The 26,161-nt window shown below is 49.4% G+C and carries 30 protein-coding genes; 23 read left to right on the top strand and 7 right to left on the bottom strand.

Annotated elements, in window-relative coordinates:
- The first annotated feature begins 6 nt into the window (after positions 1-6).
- The 13 genes from pucL to WFK81_RS07900 all read left to right on the top strand — a co-directional run bounded on the left by pucL (position 7) and on the right by WFK81_RS07900 (position 10,065).
- Positions 7-966, top strand: a complete 960-nt coding sequence (gene pucL, locus WFK81_RS07960) for a factor-independent urate hydroxylase (protein ID WP_336785911.1) — start codon at positions 7-9, stop codon at positions 964-966.
- An 8-nt stretch (positions 967-974) separates the two neighbouring features.
- Positions 975-1,361, top strand: a complete 387-nt coding sequence (uraH, locus tag WFK81_RS07955; RefSeq protein WP_336786446.1) for a hydroxyisourate hydrolase — start codon at positions 975-977, stop codon at positions 1,359-1,361.
- Between the two features lie 18 nt (positions 1,362-1,379).
- Complete coding sequence (locus WFK81_RS07950; RefSeq protein ID WP_336785910.1) at positions 1,380-2,780, top strand: allantoinase; 1,401 nt, start codon at positions 1,380-1,382, stop codon at positions 2,778-2,780.
- Between the two features lie 15 nt (positions 2,781-2,795).
- The gene (gene allC / locus WFK81_RS07945; protein ID WP_336785909.1) at positions 2,796-4,052 is read left to right on the top strand and encodes an allantoate deiminase; all 1,257 of its coding nucleotides are present in this window, start codon (positions 2,796-2,798) and stop codon (positions 4,050-4,052) included.
- Positions 4,049-5,290 (top strand): pyridoxal-phosphate-dependent aminotransferase family protein, encoded by a 1,242-nt coding sequence (locus tag WFK81_RS07940; protein WP_336785908.1) that lies wholly within the window; start codon positions 4,049-4,051, stop codon positions 5,288-5,290. The genes allC and WFK81_RS07940 overlap by 4 nt, the downstream gene beginning before the upstream one ends.
- Before the next feature lie 151 nt (positions 5,291-5,441).
- Complete coding sequence (gene add, locus WFK81_RS07935) at positions 5,442-6,485, top strand: adenosine deaminase (RefSeq protein WP_336785907.1); 1,044 nt, start codon at positions 5,442-5,444, stop codon at positions 6,483-6,485.
- 124 nt (positions 6,486-6,609) lie between these two features.
- Positions 6,610-7,065 carry a VOC family protein gene (locus WFK81_RS07930; protein WP_336785906.1) on the top strand — a complete coding sequence of 152 codons (456 nt, stop codon included), beginning with the start codon at positions 6,610-6,612 and terminating at the stop codon, positions 7,063-7,065.
- A 20-nt stretch (positions 7,066-7,085) separates the two neighbouring features.
- The gene (locus WFK81_RS07925; RefSeq protein ID WP_336785905.1) at positions 7,086-7,757 is read left to right on the top strand and encodes a ThuA domain-containing protein; all 672 of its coding nucleotides are present in this window, start codon (positions 7,086-7,088) and stop codon (positions 7,755-7,757) included.
- Between the two features lie 89 nt (positions 7,758-7,846).
- Positions 7,847-8,215 carry an ArsR/SmtB family transcription factor gene (locus WFK81_RS07920; protein WP_336785904.1) on the top strand — a complete coding sequence of 123 codons (369 nt, stop codon included), beginning with the start codon at positions 7,847-7,849 and terminating at the stop codon, positions 8,213-8,215.
- Between the two features lie 40 nt (positions 8,216-8,255).
- Positions 8,256-8,762 carry a metallophosphoesterase family protein gene (locus WFK81_RS07915; RefSeq protein ID WP_336785903.1) on the top strand — a complete coding sequence of 169 codons (507 nt, stop codon included), beginning with the start codon at positions 8,256-8,258 and terminating at the stop codon, positions 8,760-8,762.
- A 57-nt stretch (positions 8,763-8,819) separates the two neighbouring features.
- Entirely contained in the window at positions 8,820-9,560 is a 741-nt protein-coding gene (locus WFK81_RS07910) for a metallophosphoesterase (RefSeq protein ID WP_336785902.1), read from the top strand.
- A 20-nt stretch (positions 9,561-9,580) separates the two neighbouring features.
- Complete coding sequence (locus WFK81_RS07905) at positions 9,581-9,796, top strand: hypothetical protein (protein WP_336785901.1); 216 nt, start codon at positions 9,581-9,583, stop codon at positions 9,794-9,796.
- The gene (locus WFK81_RS07900) at positions 9,793-10,065 is read left to right on the top strand and encodes a HesB/YadR/YfhF family protein (protein WP_336785900.1); all 273 of its coding nucleotides are present in this window, start codon (positions 9,793-9,795) and stop codon (positions 10,063-10,065) included. Before WFK81_RS07905 ends, WFK81_RS07900 begins: the two co-directional genes overlap by 4 nt.
- Before the next feature lie 96 nt (positions 10,066-10,161).
- Here the strand turns inward: WFK81_RS07900 and WFK81_RS07895 are convergent, their stop codons facing one another.
- From WFK81_RS07895 to WFK81_RS07885, 3 genes are all read right to left on the bottom strand, one after another.
- A complete protein-coding gene (locus WFK81_RS07895) occupies positions 10,162-10,809 on the bottom strand; it encodes a metal-dependent hydrolase (RefSeq protein ID WP_336785899.1) in 648 nt (215 codons plus the stop codon).
- A 138-nt stretch (positions 10,810-10,947) separates the two neighbouring features.
- Complete coding sequence (locus WFK81_RS07890; protein ID WP_336785898.1) at positions 10,948-11,589, bottom strand: cysteine hydrolase family protein; 642 nt, start codon at positions 11,587-11,589, stop codon at positions 10,948-10,950.
- A 42-nt stretch (positions 11,590-11,631) separates the two neighbouring features.
- The gene (locus WFK81_RS07885; RefSeq protein WP_336785897.1) at positions 11,632-11,940 is read right to left on the bottom strand and encodes a hypothetical protein; all 309 of its coding nucleotides are present in this window, start codon (positions 11,938-11,940) and stop codon (positions 11,632-11,634) included.
- Between the two features lie 111 nt (positions 11,941-12,051).
- On the opposite strand from WFK81_RS07885, the gene WFK81_RS07880 reads away from it, so the two are divergent.
- The 9 genes from WFK81_RS07880 (at position 12,052) to WFK81_RS07840 (ending at position 20,693) form a co-directional block, all read left to right on the top strand.
- Positions 12,052-12,948 (top strand): HAD hydrolase family protein, encoded by an 897-nt coding sequence (locus WFK81_RS07880; protein ID WP_336785896.1) that lies wholly within the window; start codon positions 12,052-12,054, stop codon positions 12,946-12,948.
- A gap of 11 nt (positions 12,949-12,959) precedes the next feature.
- Positions 12,960-14,237, top strand: a complete 1,278-nt coding sequence (locus tag WFK81_RS07875) for a D-alanyl-D-alanine carboxypeptidase family protein (RefSeq protein WP_336785895.1) — start codon at positions 12,960-12,962, stop codon at positions 14,235-14,237.
- A gap of 126 nt (positions 14,238-14,363) precedes the next feature.
- Positions 14,364-15,323 carry a nucleoside hydrolase gene (locus WFK81_RS07870; protein ID WP_336785894.1) on the top strand — a complete coding sequence of 320 codons (960 nt, stop codon included), beginning with the start codon at positions 14,364-14,366 and terminating at the stop codon, positions 15,321-15,323.
- Positions 15,324-15,369: 46 nt separating this feature from the next.
- A complete protein-coding gene (locus WFK81_RS07865) occupies positions 15,370-15,882 on the top strand; it encodes an acyl-CoA thioesterase (RefSeq protein WP_336785893.1) in 513 nt (170 codons plus the stop codon).
- A 299-nt stretch (positions 15,883-16,181) separates the two neighbouring features.
- The gene (locus WFK81_RS07860; RefSeq protein WP_336785892.1) at positions 16,182-16,721 is read left to right on the top strand and encodes a hypothetical protein; all 540 of its coding nucleotides are present in this window, start codon (positions 16,182-16,184) and stop codon (positions 16,719-16,721) included.
- A 254-nt stretch (positions 16,722-16,975) separates the two neighbouring features.
- Entirely contained in the window at positions 16,976-17,698 is a 723-nt protein-coding gene (locus WFK81_RS07855; RefSeq protein WP_336785891.1) for an SDR family oxidoreductase, read from the top strand.
- Positions 17,686-18,783: a threonine aldolase family protein gene (locus WFK81_RS07850; RefSeq protein ID WP_336786445.1), complete on the top strand. Its 1,098-nt coding sequence runs from the start codon at positions 17,686-17,688 to the stop codon at positions 18,781-18,783. The genes WFK81_RS07855 and WFK81_RS07850 overlap by 13 nt, the downstream gene beginning before the upstream one ends.
- 44 nt (positions 18,784-18,827) lie before the next feature.
- Positions 18,828-19,784: an ATP-binding protein gene (locus WFK81_RS07845; protein ID WP_336785890.1), complete on the top strand. Its 957-nt coding sequence runs from the start codon at positions 18,828-18,830 to the stop codon at positions 19,782-19,784.
- Positions 19,785-19,808: 24 nt separating this feature from the next.
- Positions 19,809-20,693, top strand: coding sequence for a tetratricopeptide repeat protein (locus tag WFK81_RS07840; RefSeq protein ID WP_336785889.1), 885 nt, complete (start codon positions 19,809-19,811; stop codon positions 20,691-20,693).
- 63 nt (positions 20,694-20,756) lie between these two features.
- Here WFK81_RS07840 and WFK81_RS07835 read toward each other — a convergent pair whose 3' ends face one another.
- Positions 20,757-21,647, bottom strand: a complete 891-nt coding sequence (locus WFK81_RS07835) for a LysR family transcriptional regulator (RefSeq protein ID WP_336785888.1) — start codon at positions 21,645-21,647, stop codon at positions 20,757-20,759.
- 137 nt (positions 21,648-21,784) lie between these two features.
- Here WFK81_RS07835 and WFK81_RS07830 point away from each other — a divergent pair, with 137 nt between their 5' ends.
- Positions 21,785-23,188, top strand: a complete 1,404-nt coding sequence (locus WFK81_RS07830) for an MFS transporter (RefSeq protein WP_336785887.1) — start codon at positions 21,785-21,787, stop codon at positions 23,186-23,188.
- Positions 23,189-23,524: 336 nt separating this feature from the next.
- Here the strand turns inward: WFK81_RS07830 and WFK81_RS07825 are convergent, their stop codons facing one another.
- The 3 genes from WFK81_RS07825 to WFK81_RS07815 form a co-directional block, all read right to left on the bottom strand.
- On the bottom strand, positions 23,525-24,502 hold the full coding sequence (locus tag WFK81_RS07825; RefSeq protein ID WP_336785886.1) for a phosphotransferase: 978 nt from the start codon (positions 24,500-24,502) through the stop codon (positions 23,525-23,527).
- Between the two features lie 159 nt (positions 24,503-24,661).
- On the bottom strand, positions 24,662-24,952 hold the full coding sequence (locus tag WFK81_RS07820; protein WP_336785885.1) for a hypothetical protein: 291 nt from the start codon (positions 24,950-24,952) through the stop codon (positions 24,662-24,664).
- Between the two features lie 157 nt (positions 24,953-25,109).
- Positions 25,110-26,024 (bottom strand): phosphotransferase, encoded by a 915-nt coding sequence (locus WFK81_RS07815; RefSeq protein ID WP_336786444.1) that lies wholly within the window; start codon positions 26,022-26,024, stop codon positions 25,110-25,112.
- Positions 26,025-26,161 lie beyond the last annotated feature (137 nt).

The raw sequence follows: 26,161 nt of genomic DNA, 5'->3' as shown, positions 1-26,161 counted from the left end.
GTATTCATGCTTAAACTCCGCAGCGGTCGTACTCTTTATTATGGAAAAGGCGATGTTCTCACTTACCGCACTTATGCTAAACCGTTATCCGTAGCTGCCGTTCCCGAATCCTCCTATACCGGTGACAGCAATGTCATCTTTGCCCATAACGTGACGTTTGCCGTTAGCGGCGAGCAGCTCCTCACTTCGTTTACAGAAGGCGACAACTCGCTTGTCGTGGCTACCGACTCGATGAAAAACTTCATTCTGCGCAACACGGCCGCTTACGAAGGGAGCACAACGGAAGGTTTGCTTGCTTTTATCAGCCGGAAATTTATGGACCGTTACCCTCATATCGATGCCGTGGAGCTGAGCGCGGACCGGATCCCGTTCCATACGCTGGAGGTTGCCTCCCAAGCAGGCGAAGGACTGGAGCCAAGCCCCCTCGTCTACCGCCGCTCGCATAACGATCATGCCAGCGCTTCGATGAAGCTGGTTCGGAAGGACGGAGCTCCAATCATTGAATCTCATGAATGTGCCATTACCGACCTGCAGCTGATTAAGGTAAGCGGGAGCTCGTTCTACGGCTTTGTCCGCGACGAATATACGACGCTGCCCGAGAGCTACGACCGGCCGCTCTTTATCTTCCTGGACATCTTCTGGAAATATGATCGAGCAGACGATGCCGTTGATGCCGGATTAGGAAATTATGTTCCCGCCGAGCAAATCCGGGACATCACCCATAACGTCTTTCACGAAATGAAGTCTCCGTCCATTCAGTTCCTGATCTATCAAGTGGGCCGCCGGATTCTAACCCGCTTCCCGCAGCTCGCCGAAGTCCGATTCGAGTCGAATAATCGGACCTGGGAGACCATCGTGGACAACACCGAGAGCGATCCGGCCGGTGTCTATACCGAGCCTCGCCCGCCGTTTGGCTTCCAAGGCTTTACGATGACGCAAGAAGATCTGATATCGGACGGAGAGTGAAGAAGCCTATGAGCGGAGGACGCATTACAACCCATGTGCTGGACACATCGAAAGGCAAGCCCGCCGTAGGCATAAAGGTTGAACTCTACCTGATCGAGGCAACCGAAAACTCTTCGTTGACCGAAGGACGCACCTTATTGCGGACGGCAGCCACCAATGAAGACGGACGGCTGGATGCTCCGCTGCTAGGCAGCGAGGAGATGCTTGCCGCCGTCTATGAAATCGTCTTCTGCGCCGGGGACTACTTCCGCGATGAGAAGAGACGCCATATTCTCGATTCTGAACCGGTATTCGACCGGATTCCGATCCGATTCTCCGTAACGGATGCCAGTTCCCACTATCATATCCCGCTGCTTGTCGCTCCGGGCGGCTATAGCACCTACAGGGGAAGCTGAACAAAAGGAGGCTGGAGGATGAACCAGGCATATGATCGCATCATACGAAACGGGCAGATTGTTCTCCCGGACGGTACTTATCGATTGGACATAGGCATTATCGGTGGAAAAATCGCGGCAATCTCCGAATCGCTGGCAGATTCCGCAGCAGATGAAATGCTGGATGCAGAGGGCAAATACGTCCTTCCCGGCATGATCGATATCCATGTTCATTTCAATGAACCCAATTTCGGCCATTGGGAAGGCTTCGCGACCGGTTCTTCCGCACTTGCCGCCGGCGGCTGCACCACTTATGCCGATATGCCGCTGAACGGCAACCCGCCGACGGTTACCCCGGAGGCTCTTGCCTTAAAAGGACAGCTGGCCGAAGGAAACTCGGCCGTCGATTATACGTTCTGGGGAGGTCTCGTTCCGGGCAAGCTGGATCAGTTGGAAAAGCTCGCGGCGGAAGGCGTCCGCGGCTTCAAAGCCTTTATGTCCAATCCCGGCGGAGAAGGCGAAGGCCGCTTCCGCGAGGTCGACGATCTAACGCTATATGAAGGAATGAAGAAGATCGCGGCATTGGGAGGGTTTGTTGCCCTCCATGCGGAGAGTGACTCCATTACCTCTGCGCTGGCGGAACAAGCCATTCTGGAAGGACGGACGGATGCGCGCGCATTTGCAGCCTCCCGTCCGGTTATCGCCGAGCTGGAGGCGGTCAATAAAGCGATCCTGTTCTCCGAGCAGACGGGCTGCGAGGTCCATTTTGTCCATATTAGCAGCGTGGAAGCGGTGGAGCTGATTGACCGGGCGAAAAAACGAGGCATTTCGGTCACCGTGGAGACTTGCCCTCATTATCTCTTGCTGACGGATGAGGATATGGCGGATATAGGACCTGCCGCCAAGTGCGCGCCTCCTCTTCGAAGTAAAGAACAGAAGGAAGGATTGTGGCGGCAGATTGCGGAAGGCAAGCTGGATGTCGTCGCTTCCGATCATTCCCCTTGCCCGCCGGAGCTCAAGCTCGACGAATCCCTTTCTTTCTTCGAAGCTTGGGGCGGTATTGCCGGCGCGCAAAGCAGCCTCGAACTCATGCTGGACGAAGGCTTTATAAAGAGAGGAATTCCGCTTCACAAGCTGGCTGATCTCTTGTCTCTAGGACCTGCGAAACGGTTTGGACTATACCCGCAAAAAGGTCAAATAGCCGTTGGCGCTGATGCGGATCTGGTTCTCGTGGATGCAAGCCGTTCCTATACGCTGACGGAAGATCAATTATGGCAAAGACATAAAGTCAGCCCTTACCTCGGAAGGGAAATTGCCTGCAAGGTGACAACCACGCTTGTACGAGGCATTCCGGTCTATACCGATGAACTAGGCGTAAACCCGGTGAAGCACGGTCAACTGTTGCTGCAGCGTGTTCATGCGCCTCAACAAACCCCATAACAGGAGGCTGTTACGATGAGGATTCCGATGGAACAAGAAGCGGCCTCTTTTGTATCCCGCCTTCTTGATGAGCTTGCCACATTTGGGGCCGATGAACAAGGAGGCGTTACGCGGCTGTTATATACGCCGGAATGGCTGCAGGCGCAGCTCTTCCTGGCTGAGAAGATGAAATCGCTCGGCATGGAGGTAAGGTTCGACCGGGTAGGAAATCTGTTCGGTCGGCTTGAAGGAAGCAGCAAAGAAGCACCGGTTGTTCTGACCGGCTCGCATATCGATACGGTGCGTTCCGGTGGCCATTATGACGGTGCGTACGGCATAGCGGCGGGAATAGCGGCTGTAACCTATCTGAAGGATACGTACGGCCAGCCGGTTAACACGCTGGAGATTGTCTCTTTCTGCGAGGAAGAAGGGAGCCGATTTCCGCTTACCTATTGGGGCTCCGGCAATATGACCGGCGTCTACGATTGGCAGAGCGGCGGGATCGTGTTTGATTCGGAAGGCGTCAGCCTCCAGGAAGCGATGGAAGCCGCGGGCTTCGGCAAGCCGGAGCAGGATGCAAGCAAGCGTGAAGATATCGGAGCCTTTGTCGAGATTCATATCGAGCAAGGTCCGGTGCTGGAGCGTCAGCGCAAACGAATCGGTATTGTCGAAGCGATAGTCGGGCAGCACCGGTATGTCGTAACGGTGAGGGGAGAAACGAATCACGCCGGTACAACGCCAATGTCGATGCGCCATGATGCGCTCGTTGGAGCGGCGGAGATGATTCTTCAGCTTGAAGCCGATGCTCTCGTGTTCGGGGAACCGCTTGTCGCTACGGTCGGGCGGATTGAATGCATCCCGAATACGCCAAATGTCGTGCCGGGCGAAGTAAGCTTTACAGTAGATGTCCGCCATATCGATGAAGACGTCATTGCGAAATTCTGCGATCACGCGATCGCCAAGTTTAATGAAATTGCCAAATGGCGGGGACTCGAGCTCTCGATAGTTCCCTGGCTGGAAGCAAGGCCTGCGCCGATGAACAAGGAGCTCAGTGATAAGCTTGAACGGATCTCCAATGACTTGTCTCTTCCTTACCGCCGGATGGTAAGCGGTGCCGGTCATGATGCTCAGATGTTCACTGCCAATTGCCCAACCGCGATGCTGTTTGTGCCAAGCCAATCCGGGATCAGCCATTCGCCGCAGGAATATACATCGCCTGAAGAGCTGGCCGAAGGGGTATCCGTATTGGCCGCTTTACTATACGAGTTAGCTTATGAGGGGATATTGCCATGAAACGATACGCCGAACTAGCCCCATCCCAGCGGACGATTATGACCCCCGGTCCGGTAGAAGTGGATCCAAGAGTGCTTCGAGCGCTTTCCTATCCGATTCTTGGTCAATTCGATCCTGAATTTACGTCTTATATGAACGATACGATGGAAATGCTTCGCTCCTTGTTCCGTACAACGAATCATTGGGCCTTCCCGATCGACGGAACCTCCCGCTCAGGGATAGAAGCGGTACTTACCAGTCTGATCGAGCCCGGAGATAAGGTGCTTATTCCGATCTACGGCCGGTTCGGCAATCTTCTCTACGAAATTGCGGAGCGGGTTGGCGCCGAAGTCGCTTTTATCGAGACGGAATGGGGGACGGTCTTTGATCCTCAGGACGTAATAAGCGCCATTCACCGGGAGAAGCCGGCGCTTGTGCTGATGGTTCACGGGGAAACCTCGACCGGACGGATGCAGCCGCTTGCCGAGATTGGCAAGGCATGCCGCGAGCTGGGCATTCTCTTTGTGGTAGATGCGGTTGCTACGATCGGCGGCGTTCCGGTGAATACGGATGAATGGTTTATTGACGCGGTAATCGGAGGAACGCAAAAATGCCTGTCCGTACCTTCCGGGATGGCTCCGATTACGTACAATGACATCGCGGCAGCCAAGATTAATGCCCGCAAATCTATTGAACGGGGGCTGCGGACAACGCAAGAGCTCAGTCTCAATAACATGTCTGCACGCCGGCCCGTCATTCAGAGCAACTACTTCGATCTTGCCCAGCTGCAGGATTACTGGAGTCCTGCCCGGCTTAACCACCACACCGAGATGACCTCCATGCTGTATGCGCTGCGCGAGGGTCTGCGCCTGGTGCTGGAGGAAGGTCTGGAGGAGCGTTTCGCCCGCCACCGGCTGAACGAATCCGCTCTTGTAATCGGGCTTGAAGCGATGGGTCTTGCTTTGTACGGCGATCCGTCCTGCAAGCTGCCGGTTGTCACCTGCATTTCGATTCCGGATGGTATCGACGGGGAATCCGTACGCGGCATGCTGCTGAACGCCTTTGGCATCGAAATCGCGAGCTCCTTTGGCAGCTTGAAAGGGAAAATATGGCGGATTGGCACAATGGGCTATAGCTGCCGCCGGCAAAACGTCCTTCAATTGCTAGGCGCGCTTGAGGCCGTGTTAATTCGTCACGGGGCGAAGCTTCATGCCGGAGCGGGCTTGCAGGCTGCGCTGGATGTTTACGATCAAACATAGTAAAATGACGGAACAACATAAGTTTCGAGAGCTGAACGATTTGTATATGTTGAGAAACGGTGTCCACCTTTTTGCTTGCCGCAGAAAGGGAGATGCCGTTTTCACTACTTGCCGATATCCATAATCGTCCCGGAAGGAAGGTGTGTGCAACATGAATCAACTACTAACCGAACAAATTAAAGAGCTTCCCAAGATCGATCTGCATGTGCATCTGGACGGCAGCGTAAAGCCGGATACAATCCGGGAGCTCGCGAAGGAACAAGGAAAATCGCTTCCCGCGGGCGCGGACGGCGATCTGACGCCATGGATGCAAATTGACGAGACCTGTACCAGCCTGGTCGAGTATTTGAGCAAGTTTAGTTTCGTGCTGCCGTTTATGCAGACGGCCGAATCGCTTGAACGCATCGCGGAGGAGGTTGTCGAGCAAGCGGCGGCTTCCGGCTGTCTTTATATCGAAGTCCGCTTCGCCCCTTTACTGCATACCCTTGAAGGTTTAACGGCAGGAGAAGCGATATTGCATACGATTGCCGGATTGCAGAAGGGCGAACAAATGTTTGGCGTCAAAGCTAGAGTCATCGTTATCTGTATGCGCCATGATTCGGTTGAGAGAAACCTCGGGGTTATCGAAGCCGCCCGCGAGTATGACGGAAAAGGCGTTGTTGCCGTCGATCTGGCTGGCGACGAAGCGGGATTCCCTCCGGCCCTCCATCAAGAAGTGTTCGAGCTGGCGAACCGCTACGGGCTGCCAATCACGATTCATGCCGGAGAAGCGGGCGGCGCCGCTAATGTAAGAGAATCGATTACTAGACTAGGTGCGCGCCGGATTGGCCATGGCGTTCGCATGACCGAAGACCCGTCGGTCATTGAATTGGCAAGAACAACCCAAACTCCGCTTGAAATGTGCCCGGTCAGCAATATTCAGACCAAAGCGGTAACGGGCTGGGATACCTATCCGATCCGAAGTTTCCTGGAAGAAGGGCTTCTGGTTACGGTGAATACGGATAACATGACGGTATCCGGCACGACGATGAATCTCGAATTCGAGATGCTGGCGGAGCATTGCGGCTTTACGATTGAAGAGCTTGCACAGCTGACGGTTAATAGCGCCGAAGCAGCTTTCCTTCAAGGCGAGGAAAAGGAAGAGCTCAAAGCGGCCGTTCATAACGCTTTGCAAAAGCTTGGCTACACCCTCTAATCTTTTTTGCGCTTATCGGCAGGGATCATAGAAAGAATGGCGAACCTCCCAATATAGGGAGAAAACGTTTTCTATTCGCTTAACTCCTAACCATTACAGCGTCCGGAAAGAAAGGGGTATTAAGATGAGCCAATCGGCAATCGGAACAAAAATGATTACCCAAATCGGGATTCTCGTGCATGATATCGAGGCGGTAAGCGAAGCGTATGCGAATTTCTTCGGAGTAGAGAAGCCGGGGTGGAACTGGACGGATACGCCGGACAAAGCCCAAACCGAGTTTCAAGGCGAGCCTTCGCAGGCACGGGCCAAGCTGGCTTTTTTCGATATGGATTCCCTTCAGCTCGAGCTGATCGAACCGGACTTGCACCCAAGCACCTGGCGGAATCATCTGGAGGAGCATGGAGAAGGACCGCATCATATCGCGTTTGTGGTTGAAGGCATGAAAGAGAAAATCGCCATCATGGAAAGCAAGGGCATGAAGCTGCAGCAGAAAGGCGAATATACCGGCGGGCGTTACGCCTATTTCGATTCCATCCCGCAGCTTAAAGTATTAATCGAACTGCTGGAGAACGATAAATAACAACGGGGGAGGACATCGTCATGCATAGACTTTTAGCGGTAATCGGGGATTATTATCACCCGGAGTCGGTCATTAAGGAAGGACTTGAAGAAAGTCTCGCTTCCTGGCTGGCAAGCGGTAACGTCAGTCTTGCTTATACGACGGTCGATCATCTTGCGAAAGTGCTTGAAGATAAGCCGGACGCGGTCATCCTCTTTAAGGACGATAAAATCAATCCGGCGGACGAGAACCCCGCGCATTGGCTCGATTCCGAGACGGAACAAGCAATGCTTCAGTATGTGTATGAAGGCGGCGGCTGGTTCTCTTGGCATTCCGGATTAGCGTCCTACCCGGAAGACGGCGCGTACATCTCGATGACGCGAGGGTATTTCAAGTATCATCCCGAGCAGAAGCTGGTTCGATTCGAACCTGTAGCCAGCCAAAGCGCGGATTCATCGGACCATTTAGTCGTGAACCCTGCGTTAGGCTTTGAATCGGTAGAAGAACACTATTTCGTCTATTGCGACGCAGCTAACACCGATGTGTTCATGCGTACATACTCGGAGGACGGAGAATCTATCGGCGGCTGGTCGCATCCATACGGCAATGGACGGGTATGCTGCCTAACCCCGGCCCATAACCATCACTCTCTTATTCTGCCTGAGATGAAGCAATTGGTTGAAGCCTGCGTCCGCTGGTGCGCACGGGCATAAAACCGCATACCCGCGATTAAGCTCCTTCTATAGAGGAGCTTCTTCTTTTTCTGCTATAATGTCGGTATGTACATAAGGTGGTGCTCGTAATGGAAAAGATGATCGATGATCAATGTGACGATACGTGTCACGGAACGGAGCTTCATAGCGATAATTTGGCAAATGCCAGAATGGAAGAGCCAACGGCCATTGATCTGGCGGAGCTGTTCAGGGCGCTTGGCGATCCGACGCGGGTAAAAATGATTTACGCGCTGCTGGACCGCGAGCTCTGCGTGCATGATTTATGCCAGGTGCTCGACATGGCGCAGTCGGCCGTTTCCCATCAGCTGCGGTATTTGCGCAACGTCAGGATTGTCAAACGGCGAAAGGCCGGCAAGACGGTCTATTATTCGCTCGACGATGATCATGTGAAGGAAATCTTTATTCAGACGCTTCAGCACGTGCAGCATTATTCCTGATTAACCCGAAATCCGGAAGGCCAAAGGAGTGTTGCGCAAGGTGAAAATCGTAGTTGTCTCGGATACCCATATGCCGCGTATGGCGAAGGCCCTTCCGCCCAGACTTCTTGCCGAGCTTGCTAACGCGGATCTGATCCTGCATGCGGGCGACTGGACCAGCTCTGACGTATACAGAGAGCTGTCAAAGTTCGCCCCGGTTAAAGGCGTCGCCGGCAACAATGACGGAGAAACGATCGTCAAGAAGCTGGGCTTTAAGAAAATCGTTAACGCCGGCGGGAAGCGGATTGGCCTTGTGCACGGCCATCTTCCTTACGCCAGCAAGAAGGCGGAACAGAACGCAGCCTTGTCTTTTACCGCGGGACAGGTGGATGCAATCGTATTTGGCCACTCCCATGTTCCGTTCCTGAAGGAACAGAACGGAGTGCTGCTTTTTAACCCCGGCTCGGCGACAGCCAAGCGCAAGCAGCCCCAATATTCGTTTGGCATTATGAGCCTTATGGAAGGCGAACTGAAGGCCAGGCATATCTATTACGATAATAAAGTCTGAAGACCTGCAAGGGAGGCTGGTATAATCGTCTATATCCTAATCGGACTGGCAGCCCTAATGGCGCTGATCTACGGGTTGTTTATTCTCCCAACGCAATGGCTGAAGGTCGAGAGAGTCCATTATAAGACGGGAGCGGGTATAAAAGTTCTGCAAATCAGCGATATTCATATCGAGCATATTCGTATTCCGGCGAGCCGGCTAACCCGGTTAATAAAGACGGAGCGGCCCTCGTATATTGTGATAACGGGAGATTTTACGGAGCTTGCCCCGTATCTTCACAAGGTGCAGCGTTACATAAAAGAGCTGGCGTCGGCAGGCGTACCGATTCTGGCGGTTTACGGGAATCATGATCATCATCTGCCACCCGACGCTCTGAAACAATTGACGAAGATGCTGGAAGGCGCCGGGGTCCGTCTGCTGCATAACGAAGTTCTGGATCAAGGGCATTATCAGTTTATTGGCATTGATGATTGGACCAGCAAAAAAAGCAATCCCGAACATGCGTTCGCCAAGGCGGATTTGAGCAAGCCATCCATCGTACTGACGCATGATCCCAATGTTGTTTTGCATATCAAGGATTCGTTCGCGTACCTGATGGCGGGTCATTTTCACGGGATGCAGTTTCATCTTCCGTTCCTGTTCAAGTATTTGAAGAAGGGCGCATTGCCTGCGGCAGGAATCTATAAAGGGATGCATCGGATGGAGAACGGCATGATTTATATCTCGAAAGGAATCAGCCAGACCGGCACAAATGCCCGGTTTCTCATTCGAAGCGAGGTTACCATCCATCAATTGTAGCAGGCGGGGAGCGGGATGCTGTGGCTGATCAGGATCAACAATCGAAAGCGTGCAGAATCGAACGCATCGGATTGGTCGTAGCCATTACGGACGATCAGGTGCGGCTCGAAATAGAAGGAAAGCCCGTGAATGTCCCAAGAAGCAAGACAACGCAATACTTAGTTCTTGGCGATCGGGTGAGCTGGAGCGGGACAGTCTGGGTGAAAATACGGGATGAGGAGGTGAAAGAGCGATGAAAATGAGCGTTACTTCTGCCGCAACGGCACTTTTCAAACAAGAATGGGGTTTCAAGAACAACGACAGCGTGCGCATCTTTGTCCGGTACAGCGGCGGCGGAGAGGACGCCTTCGCATTTGGCATTATGAAGGATACCGCCCGTTATCCGGCCGTATCGACGGTGGAAGACGGCATTACGTTCTACATGGAGGAAAATGATGCGTGGTATATGGAAGGGAAGGATCTTACCATCGACTGCCGCAATGACAATATCGTGTTTCTTCGTTAATATCCCGCATAAAGATACAAAGAAAGACGCTTCAACCTTGTCATCACATGGTCTTGAAGCGTCTTTTCTTCATGATGCTGCCGTATGCCGCAATCGTTATAGGAAAGGCAGCTTGAATGATTTCTTAACGAGCGGATACAGCCATTTCACTCCGCTTGGCGTTAACGTATCGGCAACTAAATGCGATAAGTAGCCGGCGACGGCAATCTGCATAATGCCTTCTAACTGCAGCTGTTGCTCTAGACCCCAAGCCATGGCTCCCCATGCAACAACCGCCCATATCGTGTGGGTTAAGCCGCGATGCTTAAGCCAAGGCACCCAAGCGACAAACACGCCAAAGCCGATTAACCAGGTCATGCTCATTGTTAATCCGCCATAGATGAGCGCAGCGCCGACCGCGCTAACCAATGCGTTCCGAATCGTACCGCTGCGTACGACAAGACCCAGGAGCAGAAGAGCGGCGCAGGCAATGCCAAGCGGGATGTTTATGTAATGATCGCTGATGTACAAATACGCCGTAACGGCGGTTAGCAGCCAGCCGCTTCCGAGAAGCAGGCCATGCAGCCATTTGGAGATTTTGCTTGCTTTCGAGCTTAATAGGCTAGGCCCGTCAAGATCGGCGCTTAAGGCGGAAAATGCGGCGACGGCAATATAGGTTGCTGCATTGACGAGAGTAAACGGATAATGAGCCGCAGCGGCTGAGCCAATCGCAACGCCGATAGTAAGATGAGTCGTGCCTTTCATTGGACCTCCTGTGACTGATTTGCAGTGATCAAACATATGTTCGTTTATTTATTATAGCGCATATGTTCGGTTATTGCCACATTAGTTAACATAAATACTTATACGTTAACTCAGCCGATTTTTAGTCCAATAGGGCTTTTATTGTTGCAGTTCGTTAAGGAGTTGTTGGGTCTGATAGATTCGGACGCCAATGTTCTTCATTTCGGTTATTCCTTGTTCATAAACGCCGGAGACGGAATCTTCCACGAGGATTAACTTGAAGTCCCGTTCGCTTGCTTGATATATACTGGTTCGCGGGCAGTTGGGAAAGTTGCAGCCGATAAAAATTAACGTATCGATATCTTTATCCCGTAGAAAGGCTTCAAGCTCCGTTTGGTAAAAAGCACCCCAGCGCGGTTTGTACATCATCCATTCGGAAGGCCCAATAAGAGGAAGGCCGCCTTCGAGCAGATCCTGCGCATCAGCATCTTTGGCATCAGCCGGCATGATTTCCGCCACAAGCTCAGCGCCTTTAGTGCCCGGACGGACAATAGCAACGCCGGATTCAATCAGCTCTTTGCGGCAAAGGTCGACGTTTGAGCCATTTTCCATATAGAGCCTCACTACATGAATAATCGGAATCCCGGAAGCTCTTGCGGCATCCAATATAAGCTTCATTCTTGGTATGACTTCATAGGTTCCTTTAATTTCGGCAACCGCTCCGGGCAGACTGAAATCATTTTGCGTATCAATGGTGATGACTGCACAGCGGTTAAAGTTTGGTTTTGTATACTTTTCCATATAACAACCTCCTTTATTTGGATGCAGCTGTATATTCGAATGCTAACGGTTCTTGCGCGGACGGCGGTCAATCTCTTCGGACACAACAAAGGCGAGCTCTTCATTGCCAAACAGCGACAGCACCTGCATAACCGTAGCATCGTCAATATCGCCGGCTTCTTCCTTAGGCGCCGTTAAAGGTAAAGCTTCAAGCAGACGGCTGTTGCCGCCCTGCTGCGGATAAGCCCGGGAATAGAGTTCTACCGCATCCAGGCCATGATTAACGCACCACTGGGCGAACACAAGAATCATCGTATCTTCGTCCCGTTTATATCTTTCTATGATAATCTGTTCCATTTCTTTTGAATTCATTGCTATTTCTCCTTTAAGACGGTAATATAATTTACGAAAAATTATTCATAATAGACGGATTGTAATATGAAAGCAGCCAGAATACAATTGCCTATTTTGCCATAATGGCTCATGATTTTGCGGACGAACGAATCGAATCTAATGGAGGAAACTATTATGCCTTCCTGCTATTTAACGGATTTGGACGGCACGCTGCTTCGTTCGGATCAGTCTTTATCGGATTATACGATAGCTCAGCTTAAGGAAGCGCTGGAAGCGGGCACAATTATCAGCTATGCAACGGCAAGAAGTTATGCGAGCTCTAATAAGGTTACTTCATCCATTCCATGGCGTTATCCGGTTGTGCTTTATAACGGCGCCGTCATTTTCGATCCTGAAGGGAAGCGGGTGTTAGGCGGTCATTGGCTTAGCCCTCAATTATCGAATGATATTCTGGAAGCGGGACGGCAGCACGGACTTGCTCCGCTGGTATTTGCGCTGAATGAAGACGATCAGGAGAAGGTGCTGCATGAGAAGCTGACCCGGGCGGGAGACCTCGCTTTTTATGAGAGCAGACCGAATGACCCGCGTTTTACCGAAGTAGAGTACCTTCAAATTCATGATTCATCCCGTTCGCTCATGCTTTCATATATCGGGCTTTATGAAGAGCTTGAGCCATTGAAGCGAACGGCCGAGCAGCTGTTTGACGGACTTGTTCACATGGAGTTCATAAAAGACGCATATATTAAAGATCATTATTTTCTTGAATTGAGTCATCCCTTGGCCAATAAAGGCGAAGGGGCGAGGTTATGGGCAAAGCTCGTTGGAGCGGAGTTAGCAGACGTAACGGTATTTGGAGACAACTTGAATGATCTAGGCATGTTCCGAGCGGCAGGAACCCGAATAGCTGTCGCGGATGCGCACGAACAAATCATCCAATTGGCGGATCGCATCGTCGCCACCAGTAATGAGGATGCGGTCGCCCGTTATATAGCAGTAGAACGGTCTCGTTTAACTATTTGTGAATAAAGAGGGGAATTATGAGAAGACTTCCTGGCTTGATTGCAATGATGTTCATTTTTCTCGTTTTACTAACACCCTTACCTGTTTTTGCTGAAGAAGCCCTCCAGACACCCGGGCAATCCGAGCAGCCCGCAGACCAGACGATTGAGCAGCTGCCGGAAACGCCTCATTCCGAAGCGGCGATCTTGATCGATGCCAAATCCGGCGCCGTATTGTTCGCCAAGAATGAAACGGAGCGGCTGTACCCGGCCAGCATAACCAAAATTGTAACCGGCATCATTGCGTTGGAGCAGTCCGATCCATCCGACATCGTAACCGTCTCCAAGAACGCTCGGGGCGAAGACGGAACCCGGATCTATCTGGCCGAAGGCGAGCAGAAGCCGATGCTGGATCTTATCGAAGGTATGCTCATTAACTCCGGGAATGACGCGGCAACCGCCATAGCGGAGCATATCGACGGTACCAAAGAACAATTTGCCAAGCGAATGAATGAATTTGTGCGCAAACTCGGGCTTTGGGATACGAATTTCGTGAATCCAAGCGGCTTGCCGGATGAGAATCAATATACGACGGCCAGAGATATGGCCAAGATTGCGCAATATGCCATGCAAAACGAGCAATTCCGGCAGGTTGTCGCAACCAAATCGAGGCCGTGGGTCGGACAGGAATGGGTTTCCAAGCTCGAAAATCATAACAAGCTGCTCGGGAGCTACAATGGCGCTATCGGCGTGAAAAACGGTTTTACGCAGGCTGCAGGGTATACCTTGGTATCCGCGGCGCAGCGCGGCGACATGGAGCTTATCGGCGTTATTCTCAAAGGCGCTAGCGATTCGGGCGTTTATAAGGATATGACGCAGCTGCTCGATTATGGCTTTGCCCATTTTACAAGCATGCAGGTTATGGCTGCCGACGAGAAGCGGACCTTTGTTACGCGGGATACGGGGAAACCGGCGGAGTTTGTAGCCGATAAGCCGTTTTACGTGACGATTAAGGACGGAGTTGTTCCAACCGTAGCGGTTGATTCGAGCGGCAAAGCTTATGTTCAATCCTCGGAGGTCTATAATCCGGCCGAAACGGCGGGGGCATTAGTCCCGATCGTTCCGCTTGCCGAACAGGCGGAGGTTCAGATTGCCTCGGTTACCCAATCGAATTCGCTTCGGGGCAGCGGACAATCCGCTAAATCCTCCGGGTGGAATCTGGGGGTTGTTATTACGTGGTGTTTCATGCTTTTATTCATGCTGCTCGCAGGAAGAATCATGTATGTAAGACAGCGCAGAAGAAGATTATATAAATAAGGTGTAAAAGAGCCAGGACTTATAAAGAAGTCTTGGCTCTTTTAAATTCTAGCCGTTTCACTTAGGGCAGGCAAAATTTGTCGAATTCGATTACAATAGAGGTATTCGGACAGGAGGAATAGCTATATGAACACAAAAACACGCATTATTTTGGATGTAGACACGGGGATTGACGATGCATTAGCCATTTTGTATGCCTTGCTCTCGCCGGATATTCACGTTGAAGGATTAACAACCGGCTTTGGAAATATTAATGTGGAGCAAGCTACGGAAAACACGCTTCGGCTCATTAAGCTGGCGAACTGCGGATACGAGGTGCCGGTAGCGGCTGGTGCTTCCGGTCCGCTTAAACGGGAATATGCCGGTCCCGTGCCGCATATTCACGGCTATAACGGAATTGGCGACGCGGAGATCCCGCCAACGGAGCAGCAGCCTTTGAAGGAATCGGCAGCGGAATTTATCGTCCGCAAAGCCCATGAACTCCCTGGCGAACTGGTTGTTATTACCGTAGGCCGCATGACTAACCTGGCCTTGGCTTTGTCTCTGGATCCATCCATTGCGGGCAAGATCCGCCAAGTTGTCGTGATGGGCGGAACCGTATTTGCTCCGGGTAACGTTACTCCGGTGAGCGAAGCGAATCTATGGGGCGACCCGGAGGCGGCTCAGCAAGTATTCCGTTCCGACGTGCCGCTTACGATTGTAGGTCTGGATGTTACGCTGGAAACAAGATTGTCCAAAGGTCATCTGGCTCAGCTTCGTCAGCTTGCGCCGGATAACAAACAGCCGATCGTCGATTTTTTACATACGTCGCTTGAAAAGTATTTCGATTTCTATCTTCAAACCAATCAATACTTGGGCGAATGTCCGATGCATGATCCTCTTGCGGTGCTGGTAGCGGTTAACCCTTCTCTTGTGAACACAAGAGTCATGCATGCGGATATTGACTGCGGACATGACTTGACGGCAGGCATGATCATCACGGACCGCCGCGTCATTCCGACAGTCGGAAGAGAGATTACGTTCTGCCTGGAGGTAGATGCGGAACGGGCTCTGCGGCAAATGCTGTCCGTGTTTCTTGCGCCTTAAGGACATGCATGAAGGTTGAAATAGACAAGGAAAGAGGATGGCTGATATGGAACAACGTTATTCCCGCGAATCCAGATGCTACAAAACGTCCCGAATTTTCCCGACGGATGTGAATAACCACAATACGTTATTTGGCGGCAAGCTGATGGCTTATATCGACGATATTGCGTCCATCGCCGCAACCAAGCATTGCCGTCGTGCCGTCGTAACGGCTTCAACCGACTCCGTCGATTTTCTGCAGCCGATCCGGCCTTCGGATTCCGTCTGCCTGGAGTCGTTCGTTACTTGGACGGGCCGTACGTCCGTGGAGGTATTTGTTAAGGTCATTAAAGAAGATCTGTTAACCGGGGAGCGCATCGTTGCGGCAACCTCTTTCCTGACCTTTGTCGCCCTGGACCAGAACAAGCACCCGGTACCGGTGCCCAAGGTCATTCCGGAGTCCGAAGAGGAAATCAAGCTGTACGAGACGGCTTCGCATCGCGCGGAGATGCGACGGATCCGCCGCGAGGAGAGCAAGAAGTTTGCGGATTATTTGACGGTAGCCCATCCTTGGGATTAATAGATAACGGAAAAAATGCGCATTCAGCTCGAATGCGCATTTACTACATAGTGGATACAGCCGTATACGAATAAGGCTAAAACCACGCATAGTCCTATGATAATAAATACTGCTTTACGTCCATTCATTTAAGCACCAGCTTTCCATGTACATCGATCTTGGGTCTATTATATACGAATATGGTAGTAAAGTCATGGCGAGTCGGTCTTGCTTCATTCCGCGATGTTACATATACTTTTAGAATCGGGTTATGCTTAACCTGGCTTAAGGAAGTCTGGCAAGAGGGGAATGACGACAAAATGGAGCAAGCTTCCAAACCGCAGCAGGATGCCACCAACATTCCGCAGGAGGAATTTTTCGCTGCTGCCGCATTATTTTGCCGCGCATATCCAGTATTCGTCGCGGAGATTGACCGTGTAGAAGCCGAACGCGGAAGATTAAACGACTTCCAGCTCATGCGTGCGGTGAACAAAGCCAAAGAAGGTCTTGTTATTTTAGGCTGGGATTGCCGAAAAGCCGTTAATGCGCTATTTGATACGTATGTGGAAATCTATAAGCATAGCAGCAAGGATGACGCCAACGAATGGGCGGAATCAACCTTCGGCTGCAGCAGGACCCTAATCTACGAGCCTCCTCTTGAAGAGGAAGAGATACTGGAACAAGGCATGTCTTTGGAATTGCGCATTGAGCAGCTTACGGCTCTTATTCATGAACAAGAGGCAACTCTGCTGCAAAATTACAGAGACCTCTACCGGCTTAAGATCGCTGCCGCCCATGAGGCGGAAGCAGAAAACAGCCAGGAAGAATTGGAGCAAAGCAACAAGCAGCTTGAAGAGTAAGGCGAAAAACCGCTGTCGGACCCCGGCAGCGGTTTTTCATGTATTCTAAGAATTTATAAGTCTCTTATTGTAAACATGGCTTGGAATTCTCCGGATTGAAACTCGCTCCGCTAAGGACGACGATCAGCGATTTCACCTTGCAGGATTGCGTAAACGATTTCATGCGGATGGTTGTATGCTATACTTAGTACGTACAACTGCTCAAGGCGGATTGTTATACGCACGAGCAGACAGGGAGAGGAGACGGGATGCAGATGATCAGAACTATGCTAGTGACAGGAGCGGATCGCGGGGTTGGCTTAGCGCTTGCCGCCCAATGGCTTGAGGACGGCAACCGCGTATTCGCGGGACAATACGCGGACAGCCCCGGACTGCAAGAGCTGCAGCAGCAATACGGCGAGCAGCTGACGGTGTTCCCGCTGGATGTGGCAAGCGATGCAAGCGTGATGCAGGCTTATGAATGGGTACGGTCCCGGACGGATAAGCTTGATGTTCTTATAAATAACGCAGCGATATTGGGAGACATTAGAAATACCATTCTCGGAGAGCTTCAGTACGAAGAAATGCTGAGCGTATTTAACGTGAATGCCTTAGGCAGCCTGCGCATGAGCCAAATGTTTACGCCGCTTCTGCTGCGAAGCGATTCCAAGCTGATTGCCAATATTTCCTCGGAAGCAGGCAGCATTACCGATTGTTGGCGTGATGCCTGGTATGCGTACTGCATGTCCAAATCGGCGGTAAACATGCAGTCGAAGCTTATACATAACGGTCTCAAGCCGCGGGGAGGACGCGTGCTGGTCATTCATCCGGGCTGGGTGAAGACGCATATGCAGGGTAAGCTGGATGAATCGGCTGAACTGACTCCCGAGCAGTCTGCGGCAGGGATTACGAAGGTTATCCAGTCGGCATTAACTAGGGATGCGGCTGAAATGGAATGCGAATACGTAGATTATGAAGGTAGGAAATTAAATTGGTAAAGACACTTCTAGAAGCTTTTAGCTCTGTGGAATACCCGGTAGTCGGACACGGTAAACGCAATGTTCAGGTTCTTAAGGATACCTTTGATCACTTGGACGGCGAAATAGATAGCGATATATACGGTACGGGAACCGTTATCGAAAACTTTCAAACAAAAATAGCGGCTTATCTAGGAAAACCTTCTGCAGTCTTTTTTCCTAGCGGAACGATGGCCCAACAAATCGCGCTGCGGCTATGGTGCGAGGAGAAGGGCAGCCGCAAGGTTGCTTATCATCCGTTATGCCATTTGGAGATTCATGAGCAGGACGGCCTGAAGGAGCTTCATCATATCGAGCCTGTGCTGCTGGCGGATAAAGACCGGTTAATCACGCTTGATGATGTGAAGAGCATGAATGATGACATTGCCTGTCTCCTGCTTGAACTGCCTCAGAGGGAAATCGGAGGACAGCTGCCTGCCTTTGAAGAGCTGGAGGCAATTGCGGGTTATTGCCGTACAAAAGGAATTAGGCTCCATCTTGACGGCGCCAGACTTTATGAGATTTTGCCTTATTACGGGAAGACGGCGGCGGAAGTATGCAGCTTGTTTGATAGTGTTTATGTGTCCTTTTACAAAGGCATCGGCGGAATTGCCGGAGCTATTCTTGCCGGCGGGGAAGAGTTCGCGAAGCAATCGAAGATCTGGAAAAGGCGCCATGGCGGCGATCTGATCAGTCTCTATCCTTATATTCTGAATGCGGATCAAGCGTTTGACGAACGGCTTCCGAAGATGGAGCAGTATTACCGTTCTGCCGTAGAATTAGCTGGCCTGTACAATGGGATTGAAGGTATATCGACTCGCCCGTTGGTGCCGGTGTCGAATATGTTCCATGTTCACGCAGCCTTACCGAAAGAAACCTTCGAGAAGATCTTGATCGCCGTATACGAAGAGACCGGGATTGGTCTGACGGGCAATGTCCGTGATGCCGCGGAAGGCGCCTGCTACTATGAAGTAAGCTTGGGAGACCGTTATCCGGGGATTCCGAAGGACCGGTTACAGCAGGCATTTGAGCTGCTTCACGAGAAAGTAAAACAAACCGCGAAATGAATATGATACTATTTTCTATATAGCGGAGAAGGAGGAACCCCAGAATGTCGGATTATGATGAACTTTCGGAAAGACGAAGAAACAAGCTGAAGCTTATGCAGTTCGATAAGGATGAGCATTCCTTGGTCGAGTCGGACAAGCCGAAGGAAACCTTCGAGGATGTTGGCGGACTGGAAGAAGTGAAGAAGAAGATCCGCATGAACTTTATTTTACCTCTGCAGCAGCCGGAAATCTTTAAAGCTTATGGCAAAGAGGCCGGAGGCAGTCTTCTATTATTCGGACCACCCGGATGCGGCAAGACGTTCTTGGCCCGGGCGGTAGCCGGCGAGATTGACGCGAATTTCATTCATATCGAGCTGCAGGCGATCCTGTCGATGTATGTCGGTCAAAGCGAGCATAACCTGCACGATGTATTCCAGAAAGCCCGGGAAAATAAGCCATGCGTCATCTTTATCGATGAGCTGGACGCAATGGGCGGCAGCCGTCATCAGATGAGGCAGCATCATGAGCGCATGCTCGTCAATCAGCTTCTGACGGAGCTGGACGGGCTGCAATCGGGCAACGACCAAGTATTCGTCATTGGGGCAACCAATACGCCTTGGTATCTGGATTCCGCCTTGCGCCGCCCTGGCCGGTTCAATCATCTTGTGTTTGTACCGCCTCCGGAGGAGGAAGAACGTTCCACCATTTTGCAGCTGAAGCTTGCAGGCAAGCCTACAAGCTCGCTGAATCTTGGCAAGCTGGCCGCAGAGACGAAGCTATTCTCGGGGGCCGACCTGGAGCAGGTTGTGAATGATGCCGTTACCTCGGCCATGGAGAGAACCTTCGAGACGGGCGATATTCAGCCGATTACTCAGGATGATCTCCGGAAAGCGCTGAAGGAGAGGAAAGCGACAACGATCGAATGGTTTGCGACAGCCAGAAACTACGCGACCTTCAGCGACGTGAACGGAGATTACAAGATTGTGCTTGACTATTCGAAGAAGCATGGGATTAAATAGACGATTCTGCAGGAGGATAAAGTTATGGAAGAAGAGACATTAACCCCATCCTCTCCTACAGGCTACACCAACGTATACCAGCTGATGTCTTGGAAGAAATATAAGGAAGCCTTGATTGAAACAGAGAAGCTTCTGAGGGAAGATCCCCATAATCCGGATCCTTACGCCTTATACGCGCAAATCTGCTTGTTAATGGGAGATTACGAAAAAGCCCGGCATTGGGTGGACGAGGCGTTAAAACGGGATCCCGAGCATCATCTAGGCTGGTATGTCCGCGTTTCGTTGTTTTATGAGACCGGCAACGAGGCTGCCTTTCATGAAGCGGTCAGGGAAGCGCTGCGAATTGACCCTTACGAGGCTCATTATTATTACTTGCAGGCTAACCAGTTGAACAAGAAGGGCAAATTCAAGGAAGCGAAGGAACAAATCCAGATTGCTCTGGAGCTGGAACCCGAGAATCCGCAGTATTTGTCCATTCTTAGCTACACGGAAGCTCTGCTTGGAAATGACGCCGTATCCAGAGAGACGGAACGCGAGGCGCTAAGGTATGGCGCTGAGGAACCGATTGTGCTAATGTACTGCGCCTGGTCTGCTGCCAGACGAGGGGATTACAAGCTGCATGAGACCTATATGCGAAGCGCGGTGCGGTTAAATCCGGACGAGAAGCAGTACCAGGACGAATACCTGGAGTCGCTTCAGAATCAATATGTACTCTACCGGATCTGTTTGTGGCCTAATAAATTATTTCGTAAAATGAAGCCTTGGCAAATTTTTGTGATGTGGGCGGTATGCTGGATATTATTCAAGCCGCTGGTCTTTGCCTTTATTATCTTTCATCTCATTGCTCACTGGTCGACCAAAGCAATCGTTCATGTTAAGATCTTTGGCTGGCGCAGACGGCGGACATAAGCAATTAAGAAGGACTCATGCGAAACCGGATCGATTCTCTGATGGAGAACGATCCGGTTTTTTTCATTTTCCTATTAGATCATCTTGCTTGTAGGACTCCAAGAATTCCAGGTACTGTCTCGAAGCTCGGGACAAGTATCGCTTTTCGTTCCAGGCAATGGAGAATTCGCGTTCACAGACCGGTGATTGAATGCTCAGCAACTTAACATGGGGATCATCATTCGTATTGCGTGGCACAAAGGCAATTCCAAGCCCCGCTTGAACAAGACTCCATAACGCTGAAGGCTCATCCACCTCGCATATGATATTTCTGGAGATACCCGCGGCTTCGCAATAAGCTTCGTTAATTTGACGGAATGGATGCCCCGTATGATATTCGATATAGGCCTCATTGGCTGTCTCAATCAAGGTAATCGTGTCTCTGCTTGCAAGAGGATGAGTGATCGGTACGGCTAGGCAAACTTCAGCCTTTAATACGATTTGCTCTTTGATCCAGGATTGATTCAGCGGAGCGGCAATGAAGCAAAGGTCTACATCGCCGCGCTCCAGCAATCCGATCATATTGCTTGACGATGCAGGAGGGATCTGGGTCACTCGAAAAATAATATCCGGATTCTCTTTACGGAATTCACTTATTGTAGAAGAGAGTCGGTTAAGCGTTGGAGTAGCGAGCCGTATGGTTCCTTGCTCCGTGCCCAGCATATCCGCCAATTCCCGTCGTCCTTCGTCCAGCGCTCCCAGCGCAATTTCAACTTGCTGCAGGAATGCTCTGCCGAAGCGATTCAACCGGATTTGCCGGTTATTTCGGTCAAATAGCGGCACGCCAACGTCTTCCTCAAGACGTGATATCGTCTTGCTAAGCGCAGGCTGAGCAATGCGAAGCACTTCGGCAGCTTTTGTCATGTGCTCGTATTTCGCGACCGTGCGGAAATAATGAAGCTGTAGCAGTTCCATCAAGTAAACCTCCAAGTCCTTAATCTCATCGGTTCCATATACCCGAGTATATAATAACATACAATAATATATATTATCCTTTATTGATTGTAAGGGGTATATTGGTAAGTATAAAGAGAAGCAGGAGGGAATTCACAATGCCGTCAGAACAACCTGATGTCACGCAACCAGCTATAGGAAACGTACTTATTAAGCTTCTTGCGTTCACCCTGATTTTATCTTCCATGAGCGCAACGATGTTCAATATTGTTCTTCCCGAGATCCGAGCCGAATTTGAATTGTCCGTCTCCCAAGTCAGTTGGGTGTCCACTGCCTATTTATTGATCTACGCAGTTGGTTCCGTTATTTACGGCAAGCTGTTTGATCGCTATCATGCCCGCAATCTGATAACCTTTGGACTACTCGTATTTGCCTCAGGCTCTTTGCTGGGGCTGCTAGCGGGATCGTTTTCCTTTGTACTGATGGCCAGAATTCTGCAAGCGGTTGGCGCATCCGTTATTCCGGCATTGGCTATGTTAATTCCAGTCCGCTATTTTCCGCCGGAAAGAAGGGGGCACGCACTGGGAATATCGGCTACGGGACTAGCGCTTGGCAATGCGATTGGGCCCATTATCTCATCGCTATTAATATCATTTCTCCATTGGAGATGGTTGTTCGCGATTCCTTTGCTTATTCTAATTATCTTGCCGTACTACCGTAAGCATTTGAGCTCGGATATAAAGGAAGGCGGCCAGATTGATTGGTTTGGCGGAGGACTTCTTACGGGGACGGTAGCACTGCTGTTGCTTTCTATTACTCAAGAAAACTTGTGGCTAGGAGCCGGGAGTGCATTGATGGCAATCGGTTTCTTATGGCGTATTCGTACTGCGACTGATCCGTTTATTTCCAGGCAGCTTATGATGGACCGGATTTATTTAATAGGATTAATGATTGCGGCGATTGTAATGAGCATCGGTTATGCTTTGCCGTTTCTAACGCCTCAATTGCTGTCGGATATCAATCGGTTGGAGCCTGGTATAATTGGCTTTGTCATGGTACCCGGAGCATGCTTGTCCGCATATTTGGGGCGAAAAGCAGGGAAATTGGCCGATTCAAAAGGCAATTCCTTTGTTTATCATACGGCATCATTATTATTATTCAGCTGTTTTCTCCTATTATCGTTATTTGTAGGGAGTTCGGCCGTTCTGATTGGATTGATTTTCACCCTTGGCAATGTGGGTCAGATGTTTATGCAAATCGCACTTTCCAATACGATCTCGCGCAGCATCCTTAAGGATCAAATTGGCGTTGGAATGGGATTGTTAACGCTGTTTAATTTTCTTTCCGGTGCTGTTTCTACGGGGATTTACGGCAAAGTCATGGATCACGGCGCTAGATCGAGCTGGATACCCTGGCATTCAAACGCAGCTACCTATGTGTTCAGCAATCTATACCTTGTACTGGCTCTTATTCATATTGGCTTGCTTCTTCTGTATCGCAGTGTATACGTCAGTAAGAAAAAGACAAATACAATGGGGCAAATACTCGGTAATGGGCGATAAGGTAAAAAAGGAACGATCTCTTGTGGGATCGTTCCTTTTTTATGCATTGACTTTCCGCATAGGGGAGACTATATAAGTCATTATGTGAACGGCGATAAGAAAAAAATGGGATAAAAATAAAGAAGGGATGTAAACGCTTACATAGTGAAGGCTAGGATGTAGTTGTAGCAGAGATGATTCCATAAGCATTGAGTTCATGAAATCAATGATTGTAATGTCATTTGATTAACCACAATCAATCAATCAATCCAGACAAAACTAAAGAATCAGAGAAATCCTTTGATGTCTCATTTTCCTTACTAGCTTTTTCACAAAACCCGTATTTTATACATATGTCTATAAGCAAGTATGAACTCTGTCGTAACGCTTAATATTTAATATTGTCCCAGCAACCTGTTCGGTCCCGGCTTTCTGTTCATCTTGATCCGTGCAATCAATCCATAAAGACCGCTTTAGACAATATTCTAACCAGTCCAACTTACCTAAAAAGCCACTTGCCAAAATCATTCTCCAGTTTGCATGGATATGGTTTTGTGTTGTTCCTTTATAGCCTTCTATGAAAGATAAGAACTTTTCCTGGTCGATCTCGCCCGACTCATTTTCAGACCAATAAATAGCCGTTTCAATTAAGTCAAGTTTAGGGTTTCTATAACCCGCACATTCCCAATCAATCAGTGCAGGTTTATCATTCCATAAAACATTCTTAGGGTCTAGGTCTCCATGGCTGATGACCATATCCGTTGAAATTTGCTTAGCTGAATTTATAGCTTCGATATTCCAATCGTTAAGCATTTGGCTGTTTTCAAATAATAAACTCGTCCATTCGGCATTACTCTCTTGCCCTTTTTTCAAATAGAAGTTCCAGTCAGTTAGTCCCCGATCTTCAGAGGAATGATTAACTATCCCAAGGTCAGAGAAATCCCCCGTATGTAGTGAAGAAAGAATGCTGCCCATTATTTTGCAATGACCTGAATTTATTTCACTGGGCTTAAGGCTTTTTCCATCCAGCCATTCAAATATGAGACAGAATTGCTCACCCACTTGCTGAATCGAAGCACCATTAAAAGTCTTAGCCGGAAGAGAAGGTACATAGTTTATAGCACGATTAGCAATAAGTTCTGATCTGATGAAGTTTTGCATGGCTGTTGGTCTGGCCATAATTTCAGGGTTTAAAGCTTTGACTACGTATCTCCCCAAGGTGGTTTGTACTGCATACATACGATGTAATAAACCGCCTGATAACGCAGTAGGACCAATTACTATATCACCAAGTCCTAATTCATTAAATAGAGACTCAATTTGACGAGGGTCCATTCTACACTCACTCTCCCACCATCTTCTTCCATTTCGTCATTCTACAATTTCTACGCAGTAATTACGTTATCCTCCCGCAACGAAAAAGTAGCTGCTCTACATGGTCGGCTGCTGCAATCTGTATTGAGCTATTGTCCCTCGATAGCTCAATCAAACCAATCATAAGAACTTCCAGTCACTGTCGTTCAGACTAAAAGTTGTAATAGAACAGTTAATTGCTTCTTCAATTGATTCCATATCAAAATCTTGATGGACTTCCCAATTGGTATCACATAAGAACAGATAAAATTCATTGGATTGTTCATATTTTACTATCGCCAACCTTGTAATTAATACTTCATTTGATGAGCCATCTTCTTCTTCATACAACATTCTAGTGAAGGTATGGTTCGCATCATTTTCTATATACATTATCACTCTTGCACCGTCCAATTGAGCAGGTATGTTCATTTAATGCCTCCTCCAGAAGAATTATCTGTATGTCTAGATTTCTATTCAATTTCCACGTTAACCTGCCCTTTAGCTCAATAAAAGCTGCAGCTGATCCTCGATCTGCTGCAGCTTTTATTGATTGAACTATAGTCTCCCGTTAGCGGTATGACATTTCTTAATCAACAAGAGCACGTTTTATGATCGCTTTTGCTTCAGCAACCAACTTTTCATCTTTATAATCAATTGCCTGCATCATGATCAAAATGGGAATGTATATGGCTATCAATCGAGCTAATATCTTCGTTTCTTCATCTACATCCCCATATTCTTTGAAAAAGTCTGAACGCGCATCCGGAGGCAAAAAGCTATACGCGACATTCAAGTCGCAAGCAGGATGTCCAATATTGATATCTCCCCAGTCGATAATCCCTGAAACTATTCCATTTTCGTCTACCAGCATATTTTTAAAATGAAGGTCTCCATGGAGGAATACGTTTTTGGGTTTCACTTTTTCAGTTCCAAGCTGTTCCAAATAGTTCAATATTTCACGATACTCTTCTTCACTAAAATGAAGGGCAAGGTCGGAAATGAATTTATGCAACTTTTCTTTACGCATTACAATATCAATCAAATTTCTATGGTCATGTTGAACTCCATTTTCTTGTGCAATTTGAACAGGGAATGCATGTAAGCTTTTTAAAAATTGCGCGAGCGTTGTTGCTGATAACGCACGTTGCTGGTCAGTTAATCCGATTGGAAACTCTCCTGATAAATAGGGGTAGCCTAGGAAAGGTGCAGGATAATTATAATCCCCTTCCCCAAAAAATAGAGGTAACGAATATGCAATGGAACAATAATCTTTAAGCTTAGGTAGTATCTTTCCTTCCATCCTTAAACGATTAATTGCAACTTCTCTTCTTGGAAAGCGAAATACATATTCGATCCCGACAAGAAAAACAGTGTTATCCCAGCCGTATCCAAGTTTTTGTACGCTTTGTGAAGCTAACTGCGGAAACTGACTGGTTATTAATTTATGAGCCAATTCTTCTGATACTTCCCATTCCGCATCCCATTGATTCGTACTTCCCATACCCATTTATCGACTCCCTCACTAAAATAGAAAATAGGCTCGACTAGCCTGTTCCATTTACAACATCATATCATTAATTTGTTCTTCTGTTCGAGAACAACCTTACCGTCTGTTCCTCTATCCTGCCCGTTCGTAAC

Origin of the sequence: Paenibacillus sp. MMO-177 (genome assembly GCF_037147795.1) — a bacterium.
Taxonomy (GTDB): domain Bacteria; phylum Bacillota; class Bacilli; order Paenibacillales; family Paenibacillaceae; genus Pristimantibacillus.
This window is presented reverse-complemented; position numbering and strand designations above follow the sequence as displayed.

Bases quoted from the DNA above. Each gene is read 5' to 3' on its own strand.
- pucL (WP_336785911.1), top strand. From the start codon at position 7: ATGCTTAAACTCCGCAGCGGTCGTACTCTTTATTATGGAAAAGGCGAT.
- uraH (WP_336786446.1), top strand. From the start codon at position 975: ATGAGCGGAGGACGCATTACAACCCATGTGCTGGACACATCGAAAGGC.
- WFK81_RS07950 (WP_336785910.1), top strand. From the start codon at position 1,380: ATGAACCAGGCATATGATCGCATCATACGAAACGGGCAGATTGTTCTC.
- allC (WP_336785909.1), top strand. From the start codon at position 2,796: ATGAGGATTCCGATGGAACAAGAAGCGGCCTCTTTTGTATCCCGCCTT.
- WFK81_RS07940 (WP_336785908.1), top strand. From the start codon at position 4,049: ATGAAACGATACGCCGAACTAGCCCCATCCCAGCGGACGATTATGACC.
- add (WP_336785907.1), top strand. From the start codon at position 5,442: ATGAATCAACTACTAACCGAACAAATTAAAGAGCTTCCCAAGATCGAT.
- WFK81_RS07930 (WP_336785906.1), top strand. From the start codon at position 6,610: ATGAGCCAATCGGCAATCGGAACAAAAATGATTACCCAAATCGGGATT.
- WFK81_RS07925 (WP_336785905.1), top strand. From the start codon at position 7,086: ATGCATAGACTTTTAGCGGTAATCGGGGATTATTATCACCCGGAGTCG.
- WFK81_RS07920 (WP_336785904.1), top strand. From the start codon at position 7,847: ATGGAAAAGATGATCGATGATCAATGTGACGATACGTGTCACGGAACG.
- WFK81_RS07910 (WP_336785902.1), top strand. From the start codon at position 8,820: ATGGCGCTGATCTACGGGTTGTTTATTCTCCCAACGCAATGGCTGAAG.
- WFK81_RS07900 (WP_336785900.1), top strand. From the start codon at position 9,793: ATGAAAATGAGCGTTACTTCTGCCGCAACGGCACTTTTCAAACAAGAA.
- WFK81_RS07895 (WP_336785899.1), bottom strand. From the start codon at position 10,809: ATGAAAGGCACGACTCATCTTACTATCGGCGTTGCGATTGGCTCAGCC.
- WFK81_RS07890 (WP_336785898.1), bottom strand. From the start codon at position 11,589: ATGGAAAAGTATACAAAACCAAACTTTAACCGCTGTGCAGTCATCACC.
- WFK81_RS07885 (WP_336785897.1), bottom strand. From the start codon at position 11,940: ATGAATTCAAAAGAAATGGAACAGATTATCATAGAAAGATATAAACGG.
- WFK81_RS07880 (WP_336785896.1), top strand. From the start codon at position 12,052: ATGATTTTGCGGACGAACGAATCGAATCTAATGGAGGAAACTATTATG.
- WFK81_RS07875 (WP_336785895.1), top strand. From the start codon at position 12,960: ATGAGAAGACTTCCTGGCTTGATTGCAATGATGTTCATTTTTCTCGTT.
- WFK81_RS07870 (WP_336785894.1), top strand. From the start codon at position 14,364: ATGAACACAAAAACACGCATTATTTTGGATGTAGACACGGGGATTGAC.
- WFK81_RS07865 (WP_336785893.1), top strand. From the start codon at position 15,370: ATGGAACAACGTTATTCCCGCGAATCCAGATGCTACAAAACGTCCCGA.
- WFK81_RS07860 (WP_336785892.1), top strand. From the start codon at position 16,182: ATGGAGCAAGCTTCCAAACCGCAGCAGGATGCCACCAACATTCCGCAG.
- WFK81_RS07855 (WP_336785891.1), top strand. From the start codon at position 16,976: ATGATCAGAACTATGCTAGTGACAGGAGCGGATCGCGGGGTTGGCTTA.
- WFK81_RS07845 (WP_336785890.1), top strand. From the start codon at position 18,828: ATGTCGGATTATGATGAACTTTCGGAAAGACGAAGAAACAAGCTGAAG.
- WFK81_RS07840 (WP_336785889.1), top strand. From the start codon at position 19,809: ATGGAAGAAGAGACATTAACCCCATCCTCTCCTACAGGCTACACCAAC.
- WFK81_RS07835 (WP_336785888.1), bottom strand. From the start codon at position 21,647: ATGGAACTGCTACAGCTTCATTATTTCCGCACGGTCGCGAAATACGAG.
- WFK81_RS07830 (WP_336785887.1), top strand. From the start codon at position 21,785: ATGCCGTCAGAACAACCTGATGTCACGCAACCAGCTATAGGAAACGTA.
- WFK81_RS07825 (WP_336785886.1), bottom strand. From the start codon at position 24,502: ATGGACCCTCGTCAAATTGAGTCTCTATTTAATGAATTAGGACTTGGT.
- WFK81_RS07820 (WP_336785885.1), bottom strand. From the start codon at position 24,952: ATGAACATACCTGCTCAATTGGACGGTGCAAGAGTGATAATGTATATA.
- WFK81_RS07815 (WP_336786444.1), bottom strand. From the start codon at position 26,024: ATGGGAAGTACGAATCAATGGGATGCGGAATGGGAAGTATCAGAAGAA.